Below are 14,590 nucleotides of genomic sequence, written 5' to 3' on the forward strand. Positions count from 1 at the left end.
CGGGGCGCGTCCGGCGAGGGGGTTTTCGACGAAGATAACGGCATGCGGATCCTTCTGGCCGGTGCGTCCGGCTTCCTCGGCACCCGGCTGGGTGACCGGCTCGCCGCCGACGGGCACCAGGTCACCCGACTCGTGCGGCGCGCGCCGCGCGATCCTCATGAGCGGCAGTGGGACCCGGCGGCCGGTCAGCTCGACCCGGCCGTGGTCGCCGAGGCGGAGGCGGTGGTCAACCTGGCCGGCGCGGGCGTCGGCGACAAGCGCTGGAACGACGACTACCGGCGGTTGATCCGTACCAGCCGGGTGGACAGCACCACCACGCTCGCCACGACGATCGCCGGGCTACCGGCCGGCGACCGACCCCGGGCGCTGCTCAACTCGTCCGCCGTCGGCTGGTACGGCAACACGGGCGACCGGGTGGTCGAGGAGGACGCGCCGGCCGGCGAGGGTTTCCTGGCCGACGTCTGCCGGGTGTGGGAGGCCGCGACCCGGCCGGCCGAGGACGCCGGGGTACGCGTGGTGCGGCTGCGCACCGGCCTGCCGCTGCACCGCGACGGCGGTCTGCTCAAGCCGCAACTGCTGCCGTTCAAGCTGGGCATCGCCGGGCGGCTGGGCAGTGGCCGGCAGTGGCTGCCGTGGATCTCCATGCGGGACTGGTTGGACGCCACCCTCTTCCTGCTCGCGCACGACGAGATCGCCGGACCGGTCAACGTGGTGGGTCCGCACCCGGTGACGAACGCCGAGTTCACCCGGGAGCTGGCCCGGCAGCTGCACCGTCCGGCGATCATCCCGATCCCCGCCCTGGCGCTCAAGGTGGCCCTGGGCGGCTTCGCCCACGAGGCCCTGACCAGCACAAGGGTCCACCCCAAGGTCCTGACCGAGGCCGCCTTCCCCTACACCCACCCCACCCTCCCCGAGGCCCTGAAGGCAGCCCTACAGGACTGACCCGATCGCGTTGATCATGAAGTTATCGCCACGACACGCCGAGGTGTCGGGCGATAACTTCATGATCGACGGGGTCTGGGGGCGGGGTCAGCAGCCGATCACCCAGTAGTTGGGGGCGGTCTGCTTGAGGGTGCTCGTGTAGAAGGTGTTGTAGAGGCCCATGCGCTGGTTCGAGCCGTTGGCGTAGGCGTAGCCGCCGGACTGGTACGCCCGACCGGCCGTCACGTGCGCGTAGTTGGTCGCCGTCACGCAGGTCGGCGCCGTCGTCGGGGTCGGGCTCGCCGGGGGCGTCGCGGTGGGGGTGGGCGACGGAGTCGAGGTGGCCGGCGGGGTCGTGGGGGTGCTGCCGCCGTTGTTCAGGCCGAAGAAGAGCGCGTCACGGTACGTCGAGCAGATGGTGTCCAGGAAGTACGCGGCGGCGGTGCCGCACTGGTCCGCCCCGGAGCCCGGGTCGACTGGCGTGCCGTGGCCCATCCCGGAGACGCGGTAGAGGCGTACCTCGTCGTTGCCGTACACCTCGAGGCTGGTGTTGCCCGGCAGCGACGACGTGCTGGTCGGCGTCTGCGAGATTCCCCGCACGTTCGTCCACTGGTCGCGGGACTCGGTGCCGTTCAGCGGAGTCACGGTGGTGTCCGACGTGCCATGCCAGATGGCCACCCGGGGACGCGGGCCGGTGTAGCCGGCGTACGCGCCACGGACCAGGTCGCCCCAGGCCGCCGGGGTCTTGTCGGTGCCCGGATTCATGCAGCTGAACGCGTTGACCATGCTGGTGGCGCAGCGGTACGGGATGCCCGCGATGATCGATCCGGCGGCGAAGACGTCCGGGTAGGTGGCCAGCATGACCGCGCTCATCGCCCCGCCCGCGGAGAGGCCGCTGACGAAGACCCGCGAGCCGTCGACGGCGTAGTTGGCCTTGGCGTGGTCGACCATCTGCTTGATCGACAGCGCCTCGCCCTGACCCCGGGCCGTGTCGCCGGTCTCGAAGAAGTTGAAGCAGGAGTTGGCGTTGTTGCCGGACGGCTGCTGGGCGACGATCAGCGTGAACTTCCACAGGTCCGCGTACTTCTGCCAGCCGGAGTTCGCGAAGTAGCCGGAGGCGTTCTGGACACACCCGTGCAGCAGCACCACGGCCGGCGAGTTGGCCGGCAGGTTGTCCGGCCGGTAGGCGTACATGGCGAGGTTGCCCGGGTTGGAGCCGAAGCCGGTGACCTGGGTGAGGGTGGCGGCCTGGGCGGGCGCGGCGAGGGTGATCGCGCCCGCGAGAGCGAGGACGAGCCCGGCGACCGCGCCGATCAGCCGGGTGAGGGTGGACGAGGAGCGGCGCACGACGGCCTCCTGACGGGGCAGACTGTGAACTGGGTCACGGTCAAGTTGCCGAGACGTTACGACGGTGTGTCGCCGACCCGACATGGGGTGCGTGCACACATTCATCGCAGCCGTTGTGTACGCCGAACTCAGCCCGCCACGACGGCACCGATGCCGACAACAACCGCCGGTCTGACCGGCTCGTCCAGGTCCGATTGGTAACGTCCGCTGCGTGCCGTCCTCCCCGTCGCTGGCCACCGGGCCCGCACCAGCGTCGTCGCCGCGTACCCGCCGGGACCGCCGGGCCGACCTGATCGTCGTGCTGGTGGCGCTCGCGCTCGCCGTCTGGGTGACCAGTGGGCTGTGGCGGGACCCGAACGTCCGCACCATCACCGTCAACTCCAGCGACCAGGCGCTCTTCGAGTGGCTGCTGGCCTTCGGTGGGCACGCGGTCACCCACGGCGAGAACCCCTTCTTCACGTACCTGATCAACGTCCCGGACGGCGTCAACCTCGCGGTCAACACCTCGATCACGGTGTACGCCGTGGTCTTCGCCCCGCTCACGTACCTCGTCGGGGCACCGGTGACGTTCCTCGTGATCCTCTCCCTGAACCTGTTCGCGACCGCGCTGGCCTGGTACTGGCTGCTCTCGCGGCACCTTGTCCGCAGCCGGCTCGCCGCCGCCGTGGGTGGCCTCTTCGTCGCCTACTCCCCCGGCATGGTCTCGCACGCCAACGCGCACCTGAACTGGACCGCAGGCTGGCTGGTCCCGCTGCTGATCTGGCGACTGTTCGCGCTACGCCGGCCCGGACACTGGCTGCGCGACGGGGTGATCCTCGGCGCACTGGTCGCGGTGGCCTTCTCGATCGCCGCCGAGGGTCTGTTCTTCGCCGCGCTCGCGCTCGGCGTCTTCGTGGCCGTCTGGGCGCTGCACCCGGCCCACCGCGCCGAGGCCCGCGCCGCGCTGCCCACCTTCCTGCGCGGACTCGGCGTCACCGCCGTGGTCGCCGGGGTGCTGCTGTCGTACCCGTTGTGGTTGCACTTCGCGGGGCCGCAGCGGTTCCACGGCACCGGCTTCGACCCGGTGATCCACTCCGAGGACATCGCCGCGTTCGCGGCGTTCCCGCGCCGCTCGCTCGCCGGTGAGGTCGGGCTGGGCACCTCGCTGGCGCCGAACCCCACCGAGGAGAACTCGTTCTTCGGCGTCCCCCTGCTCGTGCTCACCGTGGTCTGCTTCGTCGCGCTGTGGCGCCGCGCCGACCCCGGCCGTCGGGCGGTCCTCTGGGCGCTCGGCGTCGTCGCGGTGATCTTCACGGTGCTGTCCTTCGGACCGGTGGCGAAGGTCGACGGACGGCCTACCGACCTGCCCATGCCGTTCGACATCCTCGGCCAGTTGCCGGTGGTGAACGCCGCGCTGCCCGCCCGGCTGGCGCTGGTGGTGGCCCCGGTGATCGGGGTGCTGCTGGCGTACGCCGTCGACCAGTTGCGTGCCGCGCCACCCCGGCACCGCTCGACGGAGCTGGCCTGGTCGATCGGCTTCGCGGTGGCTCTGCTGCCGCTGCTGCCCACCCCGCTGTTGACCGACGAGCGGGAGCCGATCCCGGCGTTCATCACCTCGGGCACCTGGCGGGAGTACGTCTCCGACGGCAACACGTTGACCCCGCTGCCGCTCACCGTGGACATCTACCCGGACGGTCAGCGCTGGCAGGCGTACGCCCTGTCGCACCGGCAGGGCGAGTTCGCCATCCCGGGCGGCTTCTTCCTGGGTCCGGGCGGGCCGGACGGACGCGGCCGGATCGGCCCGGTGCCACGCACCCTGAGCGCGCTCATGGACCAGGCCGGCCGCACCGGGCTGGTGCCGATCATCACCGACGGCACCCGGACGGAGGTCCGCTCCGACCTGCGGCACTGGCGGATCGAGACGCTCGTCCTCGCCGACGCGGTGCACGGCGCGAAGTTCGAGGTCGACGAGGTGGCCGTCCGGCGTACCGCCACGGCCCTCTTCGGCGAACCGCAACGGGTCGACGACGTCTGGCTCTGGCGCGTCCCACCCGCCTGAGCGGGCCTGGTGAGCCGTCTCACGACGGATCGAAGCCGGGTACGGGATTAGGCTGGATGCCGTGACAACGACGACCCCCGGCCTGACGGCCGTCCGTGCCGGCCTGCTCGACTACCAGGCCGCCTGGGACGAGCAGCGGCGCCTGCACGAGTCGGTGGTGGCCGGCGAGCGCGGCGACACCGTGCTGCTGCTGGAGCACCCGAGCGTCTACACCGCCGGCAAGCGCACCGAGCCGTGGGACCGTCCCATGGACGGCACCCCGGTCGTCGACGTGGACCGTGGCGGCAAGATCACCTGGCACGGCCCTGGTCAGCTCGTCGGTTACCCGATCCTGCGGCTGCCCGACCCGGTGGACGTCGTGGCCTACGTCCGCAGGACGGAAGACCTGCTCATCGACGTGTGCGCCGAGTTCGGCCTGGCAGCGGGCCGGGTCGACGGGCGCAGCGGAGTCTGGGTGCCCGAGGACGACCGGGGACCGGCCCGCAAGGTGGCCGCCATCGGCATCCGGGTCGCCCGGGGGGTCACCCTGCACGGCTTCTCGATCAACTGCGACTGCGACCTGACGTACTTCGACCGGATCGTGCCCTGCGGCATCCGCGACGCGGGCGTCACGTCGCTCACCGCCGAACTGGGCCGACCGATCACCGTCGCCGACGTGCTGCCGGTGGTCGAGCGCCGCCTCGCCACCCTCATCGAGGTCTGAGCGCCCACCGCGGCTGAAGCGCCCACCGCCGCGCCTGAAGCGCGGCCGGATCCGGCTGCCCCCGCGCCCACCGCCGCCCGCCTCGCGCAGGACCCAGGTTCTGCCTGGCGTCCTTTGGAGCTGATGTCGTAAACGAGTCACTTCCGCGGTCGAGCGCCGGCCACGTCCGCTCAGGGCCGGACCTCGACCCCGTGCAAGCGGCATCCGGCCAGGCACCCGCCCACCGGGCCCGGTGGCGGCCGATTCGCTGACGACATCAGCTCAAAAGGGTCCGCACGACACCTGCCGGGTCCGTGCGGCGGCCCTCGGCCGGGCGTCTGACGACTCCGGCTGGCGTGTGACGCCGTTTTTCGGCTTGCCGGTGTCCGGCGTCACAACATCAGCGGCGTGACGCCGGTCGCCTGACGCACATAGACGGCCACCATCCGGCGTAGGCTCGTTTTCGTGACGATCGAGCACTCCGCGCCGACGACCGGCCAGGCAGCGCGTACCGCAACGGCCGCCCCCGAGGGGCGTCGCCTGCTGCGTATCGAGGCACGCAACGCCGAGACGCCGATCGAGCGCAAACCCCCGTGGATCAAGGTCAAGGCCAAGATGGGCCCGGAGTACACCCAGCTGCGCGGGCTCGTCTCGCGCGAGGGTCTGCACACCGTCTGCCAGGAGGCCGGCTGCCCCAACATCTACGAGTGTTGGGAGGACCGCGAGGCCACCTTCCTCATCGGCGGCGACCAGTGCACCCGGCGCTGCGACTTCTGCCAGATCGACACCGGCAAGCCGGCCGAGTTCGACGCCGACGAGCCGCGTCGGGTCGCCGAGTCGGTGGTCTCGATGGGCCTGCGGTACGCGACCATCACCGGTGTCGCCCGCGACGACCTGCCCGACGGTGGCGCGTGGCTCTACGCCGAGACCGTCCGGCAGATCCACGCCCTCCAGCCCGGCTGCGGTGTCGAGCTGCTGATCCCGGACTTCAACGCCGTCCCCGAGCAGCTGGCCGAGGTGTTCGGTTCCCGGCCCGAGGTGCTGGCCCACAACGTGGAGACCGTGCCGCGCATCTTCAAGCGCATCCGGCCGGCGTTCCGCTACGAGCGCTCCCTCGACGTGATCCGGCAGGCCCGCGCCGACGGCCTGGTCACCAAGAGCAACCTCATCCTGGGCATGGGCGAGGAGCGGGCCGAGGTCTCCCAGGCTCTGCGTGACCTGCACGAGGCGGGCTGCGAGCTGATCACCATCACGCAGTACCTGCGCCCCTCCCCCCGGCACCACCCGGTGACCCGTTGGGTCAAGCCGGAGGAGTTCGTGGAGCTGCGCGAGGAGGCCGAGGAGATCGGCTTCGCCGGGGTGATGAGCGGGCCGCTGGTGCGCTCGTCGTACCGTGCCGGCCGGCTCTACCAGCAGGCGCTCGACGCCCGCGCCGCCAGCACCGTCGCCACCGCCGGCTGACCCGCCGACAGCGCCGCACGGACCGTGCGGCGCCCGGGTGTCATGATCGTGCGATGACCGCCGGGGTACGCGACCAGCCGCGCGGCGCGGACCGCCCGCGCCCGCGGCTCGGCAGCCGCCTCGGCGCGGTCGGCTGGCTGACCGGCCTGGCCCTGCTCGCCGGCGTCGGCTACCGGCTCTGGCTGCTGGGCCACGCCACTCCCCCGACGAACAGCGACGAGGCCACCATGGGGTTGGCCGCGCTGCACATCGCCCGGGGCGAGGGGTTCCCGGTCTGGTTCTACGGCCAGCAGTACATGGGCACGCTGGAGGCGTACCTGGCCGCGCCGGTGTTCGCGCTCGCCGGCCCGTCCCTGTTCGCGCTGCGGCTGCCCACGCTGGCGCTGTACGCGCTGTTCCTGCTGCTGGCCTGGCGGCTGACGCTGCGGCTGACCGGGGACCGCTGGTTCGGCCTGCTGGTGGTCGTCCTGCTCGCCCTCGGCGCCGACCGGATCGTCAAGAACCAGTTGATCGCCGGCGGCGGGTACCCCGAGATGAACGCCGTCGGGGTGGCGCTCGCCCTGCTCGCCGTGGACCTGGCCACCGGCCGACCCGGGTGGCGACTGGCCCGCTGGGCGACCTGGGGGTTCCTGGCCGGCCTGATGATCTGGGTCGACCCGCTGGTGCTGCCGTACGTGGTGGCGACCGGCGCGGTGCTGGTCGGGTTCCGCCACCGCGAGCTGCGCGGTCCGGCCGGCGCGCTGGGCGGGGCGGCCGTGCTGCTGGGGGCCGCCCCGCTGCTTGCGGACAGCCTGCTCACCGGCCGGAACCCGGTGCACGCGGTGCTCGCCGCCGGCGGCGCCGACGCCACCGCCGGGTGGGCCGCCCGGCTGCACGGCGGGTTGGTGGTCGGGCCACCGCTCGGCATGGGCTTCTGCGGTCCCGGCACCTGCGCCACCTGGCAACTGTGGTGGGCGTACGCGCTGCCGGTGTTGTTGGCCGTCGCGGCCGTCACCGCCTGGCGGACCCTGCGCCGCGCACCGTCCGAGGCCGGCCCGGACGGTGTGCCGCCCCGGGTCGCGGGGGCGGTACGGCTGGCACTCGTGCTGGCCGCGGGGGCGACCCTCGTCGCGTACACCATGAGCAGTTCCTCGGGCCTGACCCCGACGGAGAGCGCCCGCTACCTGTCCACCCTGCTCATCTGCGTGCCGGCGCTGCTCTGGCCGATCTGGACGCTGGCCCGGCGCGGGACGGGACGGCGGACGGCCCGGCCGGTCGCGCTCGTCGTCCTGGCCGCCACGCTGCTCACCGCCGGTTACGCCACCGTGCAGGCGGCGCGGACGGCCCCGGCGAACCAAGCCGCCGAGGCCCGGCACGCCGAGCTGGTGACCACGCTGCGCCACCTCGGTGTACGACACGTAGGCGCCGGCTACTGGACCTGCAACCGCCTCACGTTCGCCAGCGCGGAGCAGGTGGTCTGCGCGGTCGTCGACGACGACCTGCGCCCCGGCTTCGACCGCTACCCCGCGTACCGCCGCGAGGTGGAGGGCGCGGCCGCGCCCGCCTGGGTGGCACCGACCGGCTCACCGCTGGCGGTCCGGCTCGACGGGCGACTCGGCCCGGGACCGGACGCGCTCGAACTGGTCACCGTGGACGGCTGGCGGATCTACCTGCCGCGCACCTGAGGGCGGCCCGTCGTCACGCCGTGACGGCGGGCTCGGCGAGCAGGCCGAGGCGGTGGGCCAGCGCGGCGGCCTCGCCCCGGTTGGTCACGTCCAGCTTGGCGATGATGCGCGAGACGTGCACGCTTGCCGTCTTCGGGGAGATGAACAACTGCTCGGCGATGCGGCTGTTGCTGTGCCCCTCGGCGACCAGCCGCAACACCTCCCGCTCCCGCGAGGTCAACAGATCGGGGCCGGCGGCGCCCGGGCCGGCACCCCGTAGACCGACCCGCCGCGCCAGGGTGGTGGCGGTCTCGGCCAGCGGCGTCGCGCCGAGCCGCCGGGCGATCTCGACCACCTCGGTGACCGCCGCCGACACCTCGTCCCGCTCGCCGGCCGCCGCGGCCGCCTCGGCGAGCGCCAGCAACGCCCGACCGAGCGGGTACGGCTGCCCGTCGGCACGCCACGCCAGCACCGCCGCCCGCCACGCCGGCAACGCCTCGTCGTCGGCCGCCAGCAGGGCACCGACCTGGGCACGGTGCGCCCGTGGGGCCGGGTGCCGGGCCGGCAGGTCGGCCGCGAGCGCGGCCACGGCGGCGGCCAGCTCCCGATCACCCGTGCGGGCGGCGGTCCGCGCGACGGCGCTCAGCACCGGCCAGCCCTCGCGGGGAAGCTGCGGCAGGCTCTGGTCGGCCACCGCGACGCGGGCGGCGCGTACCGCCTCGGTCGTGTCGTCGGCGGCCAGCGCCGCCTCGATCCCCAGCTCGTGCAGGGGCAGTCGGTGGTTCGGCCACAGGTAGGGCCGGCCGAGGAAGGCCAGGGCGCGGGCGACCAGTTCGTCGGCCGTCGGGTGCGCCCGCGCCAGCCGCAGACCGGCGCCCAGCTGGAGCCAGTGCAGACCGGTCACTCCGGACAGGTCGATCCGGGCCGCCTCCGCGCAGACCGTCTCCGCCTCGTCCCAGCGGCCCAGTGCGATCAGCGCCTCGGCCCGGTTGGACAGCAGGTACGCTCCGGTCGAGCGGCTGATGCCGACCCGTCGCGCCTCGGCGAGCCCGGCCTCGGCCGCCTCGGCGGACTCGGCGTAGCGGCCCAGTTCGCAGAGCACATCGGACTGGAACACCTTGGCGAGCACGAGTGCCGACGTGTCGCCGGCGGCACGGGCGACGGCCTCGGCCCGGTCGAGTTCGTCCAGTCCGTGCTCCTGCCACTCCTGGTGGCACAGCAGCGCGATCCGCGTCGGCAGCAGGATCAGCTCCTCGCCGATCGCCTCGGCGTCCACGGTCGCCTCGGCGGCCACCTGGGCCGCCTTCTCCCGATCGATCTTGACAAGGTGGGTGGCGATGTCGGCGAGCAGCCGGACCCGCTCCACGCCGCGCGGGCTTGCGGACGCCAGCCGGTACGCCTCGTCCAACTCCCGCCGGCCGTCGCTCTTGCCGAGCAGGGCCATCAGTCGACCCCGCTGGTCGAACAGGCGGGCGGCACGCAGCGGTGCCGAGTCGGCGTCCACCTCGGCCAGTCCGGCGCGGGTCAACGTGATCGCCCGACTGAAGTCGCCGGCCGTCACCGCCGCGTCCAGGGTCTCCTCCAGCAGGGCCAGATGGTCCATGCCGAGCAGGTCGGCCGCGTCCGGCACCAACTCCCACAGCTCCAACGCCCGCTCCAGCAGCCGACGCTGCTCCGCGTAGGCGTACCGGTCGGCGGCCGCGCAGGCCGCGACCCGCGCGGCGACCAGGGCGCGGGGGTGGTCGTGCGCGGCGTACCAGTGGTGGGCGATCTCGGCCGGGGCGCGACCGGCGACGACCAGGTGGGGCTGGGCCTCGATGGCGGCGGCGAACCGGGCGTGCAGCCGGGCGTGCTCACCGGGCAGCAACTCGTCGTGCACGGCCTCGCGCACCAGAGCGTGCCGGAACTCGTAGTCGCCGTCCGGGTCGGCCACCACCAGCTGGGCCGCCACGGCGGCGCGCAACGCGTCCTCCAACTCGGCCTCGGGCATCCCGGCGACCTCGGCGAGCAGGTCGTGGGCGAAGCGGGTACCGCCGGCCGCGGCGATCCGCAGCACCCGCTGGGCCGACTCGGGCAACCGGTCCACCCGGGCCAACAGCAGGTCCCGCAACGTCTCGGGCAGCGCCACGCAGCCGAGCGGATCGCCTGCGGCCGCCAACTCCTCGATGAAGAACGGATTGCCCTGCGTACGGTCGTGGATGTCGTCGACGGCACGCGGCGACGGTTCGCCGCCCAGCAGGTCGGCGAGGATCGCGCCGGTGCCGTCGCGGTCCAGCCGGCCCAGCTCCACCCGCTCGACCCCACGGGCCCGGTCCAACTCGGCGAGGAACGGGCGTAGCGGGTGACCGCGCTGCAACTCGTCCGTGCGGTAGGTGCAGACCAGCAGCAGCCGACCCGGCCGTGCGGCCCGGACCAGGAAACCGATCAGATCCCGGGTGGACCGGTCCGCCCAGTGCAGGTCCTCGATCACCAGCAGCAGCGGGCGGGCGTCGGCGAGCCGCTGGAACAGCTCCGCGACCAGATCGAACAGGTAGCCGCGCGGGGCGTCCGTCAACGGTCCCGCGCCCGACGTGGTCGACGCCGTCGGCGTCCGGCCCAGCTCGGGCAGCAGGCGGGCGAACTCCGCCTCGTAGCCGGCGAAGACCTCCGGACCGTCGGCCCGCAGCACCGCGCGCAGGGCTGCCGCGAACGGGGCGAACGGCAGACCCGACTCGCCCAGCTCCAGGCACTGGCCGACCAGCACCCGGGCACCGGCGCCGGTGGCCCCGGCCGCGAAGTCCTCCAGCAGCCGGGTCTTGCCCACCCCCGCCTCGCCACCGACCAGCACAGTGGCCGGCTCGCCCCGGCCGGCCCGGCTCAACGCGTCGTGCAGCGTCACGAGCTCGCGGTGGCGGCCGACGAGGACGGAACTGGCGGCACGTACGGTCACGGCACCGAGCATGCCATGACCGGACGACACACCGTCCCCGCCGACCGGCCCGCGCCACGGCGGCCCGGCCGGCGGTCGCGGCCCCGCCCCGCCGCCCCCGTTTGGCGACGGGACGGGCCGTTCGACCGTGTCGGGTGGCGCGGTCGCGCTCACCGACGGTCGTCCCCCGTGTGGCGGACCGGCTGGCGGCGGCCCAACCAGGTACGGCCGGCACGGCGTGGCACCGCCCGGGCCAGGCGCTCCGCCGCGGCCTCGGCCCGCAGCTCAGCGGCATGGGTACGGTGTAGGGAGAGTAGGAAGTCCACGTCGTTGCCGAACATGTCAGGCTCCTTCGTCGCGTCGTCGTTCGCTGCCGACAACTCTTCGCGCGAAGGCCCCGCCCGGGCATGGGCACGACGCCTCATCTTCCCCAGCCGTGCCCTCCTTACCCGCCCGGTCCGGGCGGGTGAGCCGACGTAAGGTACTCAGCCCCGGCGGCACCCGGACGCGGATCAACTCGAGCGGCGGGGACCACTAGACTCTCCGGCATGGCAAAGCCCCAGGAGAAGGTCTCGTTCGGCCAACGGCTGAAGCAGATCGGGATGGTGTTCCAGTTCACCGCCAAGCAGGACCGGTGGTTCGCGCCGCTGGTCGCCGCGGCGGTGCTCATCCCGCTCGCGCTCACCGTGGTCGCGGTGATCCTCTGGAGCTGGATCTGGCTGCCGCTGGGCATCCTGTTCGCCCTGCTCGCGGTGCTGATCGTGCTGAACCTGCGGTCCAATGCGGCGATGATGAACGCCGCCGAGGGGCAGCCCGGCGCGGCGGCGCAGATCATGGACAACATGCGTGGCGACTGGCGGGTCACGCCGGCCGTCAGCTCCACCACCCAGATGGACATGGTCCACCTGGTGATCGGCCGGCCGGGCGTGATCCTGCTGGCCGAGGGCAACCCCCAGCGCGTACGCGGCCTGCTCGGGCAGGAGAAGCGTCGACTGGCCAAGGTCATCGGCTCCGCCCCGCTGCACGACTACGTGATCGGCCAGCAGGAGGGCGAACTGCCGATCCGCAAGCTGCGCACGACGCTGCTGCGGCTGCCCCGCGCCCTCAGTGGCAAGGACGTCAACGCGCTGGACAAGCGTCTCAAGGCGCTCACCGCCCGTCCGCAGATGCCCAAGGGCGCGATCCCGAAGAACATGCGCCCGCCGGGCGGCGCCCGCCAGCCCCGACGCTGACGCGATACGCAGAAGAGCCGGACCCGCCGGGGTCCGGCTCTTCTGCGTGTACGCGCCCCGCGCCCCGCGCCCCGAGATCCTCACGCCCTCGCGCAAGATCCTCACAACTTCACCGATGTTGCTGCATCCGCCGCGCGGGAGACAGCAACTTCCCCGAAGTTGCGAGGATCTTGCCGGGCCGGGCGGGTCGGGCCGTGGGGGCGGGGGTTTGGTGGTCAGGCGCGGGGGGCGTCGACGATGACCGAATCGACGAGGCGGTCATGCACGCCCCGGCGGTGCTGGTCCATGATCAGCGCGGGGACGACGAGTGCCAGCAGCACACCCCGGGCCAACGCGCGGGGAACGCCGATCCGGCCCCCGTCGTGCCAGTTCACGCAGCGGACCTTGGTGATGTACATGCCGGGCGTCTGGGCGAACAGGCCGAGGAAGAGGCCGTACTCCAGGATCAGCACGAGCACCGGCGCCCAGCCGTCGCGTACCGGATCGGCGAAGATGTTGGCCACCAGCAGGCAGAGCACCCAGTCGATGATCAGCGCGCCGAAGCGCCGGCCCGGGCTGGGCGGGGTGAAGGTCGGGTCGGTGGCCGGCGCGGCCGGGACGTGCGGATTGGTCACAGCGATCAAGGGTATCCGCGTCCGGATCGAGGCCGGCGGGGTCCCATCACCGCTGCGTGCCGATTCGGGCCAATCACCTCATGTGTCATTACACTGGCACAGCCGGTACGACGTTCGCGCAGGCTGAGTGCGTGGACAGGAGCGTCCCTGACGCTCCGCGAGGGACGTAACACGGCAGAAACACTGAAGACATGGCCGGGCAACTCCCCGGCCATAGCGTCGCCAGGACGCTAGCCACCCGTGGACGTGCCAGGAGGATGTGTGTTCGCCAATCCCGAGGAACTGCTGCGATACCTCAAGAACGAGGACGTGAAGTTCGTCGACGTTCGTTTCTGTGACCTGCCCGGCGTGATGCAGCACTTCAACCTGCCGGTCGAGTCCGTCAACGACGACCTCTTCACCGACGGCCTCGCGTTCGACGGTTCGTCGATCCGCGGTTTCCAGGCGATCCACGAGTCGGACATGCTCCTGCTCCCGGATGTCGCCACCGCGTTCATCGACCCGTTCCGCGCGCAGAAGACCCTCGCGCTGAACTTCTTCATCCACGACCCGTTCACCCGCGAGGCCTACAGCCGCGACCCGCGCAACGTCGCGAAGAAGGCCGAGGCGTACCTGGCGGCGAGCGGCATCGCCGACACCGCGTACTTCGGCGCCGAGGCGGAGTTCTACATCTTCGACTCGATCCGCCACGAGACCTCGGCGAACCAGTCGTTCTACTACATCGACTCGATCGAGGGCGCCTGGAACACCGGGCGCGAGGAGGAGGGCGGCAACCGGGGTTACAAGACCGCCTACAAGGGCGGCTACTTCCCCGTACCGCCGGTCGACCACTACGCCGACCTGCGCGACTCGATCGTGCGCCGGCTCGTCGACACCGGCTTCACCGTGGAGCGCTCGCACCACGAGGTCGGCACCGCCGGGCAGGCCGAGATCAACTACAAGTTCTCCACCCTGCTGCACGCCGGTGACCAGCTCCAGCTCTTCAAGTACATCGTGAAGAACGAGGCCTGGGCGAACGGCAAGACGGCCACGTTCATGCCCAAGCCGCTCTTCGGCGACAACGGCTCCGGCATGCACACCCACCAGAGCCTCTGGCTCAACGGTGAGCCGCTGTTCTACGACGAGACCGGCTACGCCGGCCTGTCCGACACCGCCCGCTGGTACATCGGCGGTCTGCTGCACCACGCCCCGTCGCTGCTGGCCTTCACCAACCCGACGGTCAACTCGTACCGCCGGCTGGTGCCGGGCTTCGAGGCGCCGGTCAACCTGGTCTACTCGCAGCGCAACCGCTCGGCCTGCACCCGGATCCCGGTGACCGGCAGCAACCCGAAGGCCAAGCGCGTCGAGTTCCGGGTGCCGGACCCGTCGGCCAACGTCTACCTGGCCTTCTCGGCCATGATGATGGCCGGCCTGGACGGCATCAAGAGCAAGATCGAGCCGCCGACGCCGATCGACAAGGACCTCTACGACCTCCCGCCGGAGGAGTGGGGCGACGTCAAGCAGGTTCCGGGCTCGCTGCCGGCCGTGCTCGACTCGCTCGAGGCCGACCACGACTACCTGCTCGACGGCGGCGTCTTCACGCCGGACCTGATCTCCACCTGGATCGACTGGAAGCGCGCCAACGAGGTCGACCCGGTGCGTCTGCGCCCGACCCCGCACGAGTTCGCCATGTACTACGACTGCTGAGCAGTCCACCGCTCTACCGGCCGGGGGGGGGGGGGGGGGGGGGGGGGGGGGGGGGGGG

The 14,590-nt window shown here is 72.4% G+C and carries 11 protein-coding genes; 7 read left to right on the forward strand and 4 right to left on the reverse strand.

Features of this window, described 5'->3' with window-relative positions:
• The first annotated feature begins 42 nt into the window (after window positions 1-42).
• Entirely contained in the window at window positions 43-942 is a 900-nt protein-coding gene (locus AC3EN4_RS25400) for a TIGR01777 family oxidoreductase (protein ID WP_435208339.1), read from the forward strand.
• A gap of 87 nt (window positions 943-1,029) precedes the next feature.
• On the opposite strand, the gene AC3EN4_RS25405 is transcribed toward AC3EN4_RS25400, so the two are convergent.
• Entirely contained in the window at window positions 1,030-2,268 is a 1,239-nt protein-coding gene (locus AC3EN4_RS25405) for an extracellular catalytic domain type 1 short-chain-length polyhydroxyalkanoate depolymerase (RefSeq protein WP_435208341.1), read from the reverse strand.
• Between the two features lie 211 nt (window positions 2,269-2,479).
• Here AC3EN4_RS25405 and AC3EN4_RS25410 point away from each other — a divergent pair, with 211 nt between their 5' ends.
• The 4 genes from AC3EN4_RS25410 (at window position 2,480) to AC3EN4_RS25425 (ending at window position 8,113) form a co-directional block, all read left to right on the forward strand.
• Window positions 2,480-4,306, forward strand: a complete 1,827-nt coding sequence (locus AC3EN4_RS25410) for a DUF6311 domain-containing protein (protein ID WP_435208342.1) — start codon at window positions 2,480-2,482, stop codon at window positions 4,304-4,306.
• Window positions 4,307-4,367: 61 nt separating this feature from the next.
• On the forward strand, window positions 4,368-5,009 hold the full coding sequence (gene lipB / locus AC3EN4_RS25415; protein ID WP_435208344.1) for a lipoyl(octanoyl) transferase LipB: 642 nt from the start codon (window positions 4,368-4,370) through the stop codon (window positions 5,007-5,009).
• 444 nt (window positions 5,010-5,453) lie between these two features.
• Window positions 5,454-6,449, forward strand: coding sequence for a lipoyl synthase (gene lipA, locus AC3EN4_RS25420; RefSeq protein WP_422736173.1), 996 nt, complete (start codon window positions 5,454-5,456; stop codon window positions 6,447-6,449).
• A 53-nt stretch (window positions 6,450-6,502) separates the two neighbouring features.
• Complete coding sequence (locus AC3EN4_RS25425) at window positions 6,503-8,113, forward strand: hypothetical protein (protein ID WP_435208346.1); 1,611 nt, start codon at window positions 6,503-6,505, stop codon at window positions 8,111-8,113.
• A 13-nt stretch (window positions 8,114-8,126) separates the two neighbouring features.
• On the opposite strand, the gene AC3EN4_RS25430 is transcribed toward AC3EN4_RS25425, so the two are convergent.
• Both AC3EN4_RS25430 and AC3EN4_RS25435 read right to left on the reverse strand, forming a co-directional pair.
• On the reverse strand, window positions 8,127-11,021 hold the full coding sequence (locus AC3EN4_RS25430; RefSeq protein ID WP_435208348.1) for a helix-turn-helix transcriptional regulator: 2,895 nt from the start codon (window positions 11,019-11,021) through the stop codon (window positions 8,127-8,129).
• 149 nt (window positions 11,022-11,170) lie between these two features.
• Window positions 11,171-11,341 carry a hypothetical protein gene (locus AC3EN4_RS25435; RefSeq protein ID WP_422736176.1) on the reverse strand — a complete coding sequence of 57 codons (171 nt, stop codon included), beginning with the start codon at window positions 11,339-11,341 and terminating at the stop codon, window positions 11,171-11,173.
• Between the two features lie 207 nt (window positions 11,342-11,548).
• Here AC3EN4_RS25435 and AC3EN4_RS25440 point away from each other — a divergent pair, with 207 nt between their 5' ends.
• Entirely contained in the window at window positions 11,549-12,232 is a 684-nt protein-coding gene (locus tag AC3EN4_RS25440; protein ID WP_435208350.1) for a DUF4191 domain-containing protein, read from the forward strand.
• Window positions 12,233-12,447: 215 nt separating this feature from the next.
• Here AC3EN4_RS25440 and AC3EN4_RS25445 read toward each other — a convergent pair whose 3' ends face one another.
• On the reverse strand, window positions 12,448-12,846 hold the full coding sequence (locus AC3EN4_RS25445) for an RDD family protein (protein ID WP_435208352.1): 399 nt from the start codon (window positions 12,844-12,846) through the stop codon (window positions 12,448-12,450).
• A 261-nt stretch (window positions 12,847-13,107) separates the two neighbouring features.
• On the opposite strand from AC3EN4_RS25445, the gene glnA reads away from it, so the two are divergent.
• Window positions 13,108-14,532 (forward strand): type I glutamate--ammonia ligase, encoded by a 1,425-nt coding sequence (glnA, locus tag AC3EN4_RS25450; RefSeq protein WP_422736178.1) that lies wholly within the window; start codon window positions 13,108-13,110, stop codon window positions 14,530-14,532.
• The last annotated feature ends 58 nt before the right edge of the window (window positions 14,533-14,590 follow it).

It is taken from the genome of Micromonospora sp. bgisy143, from assembly GCF_057708145.1.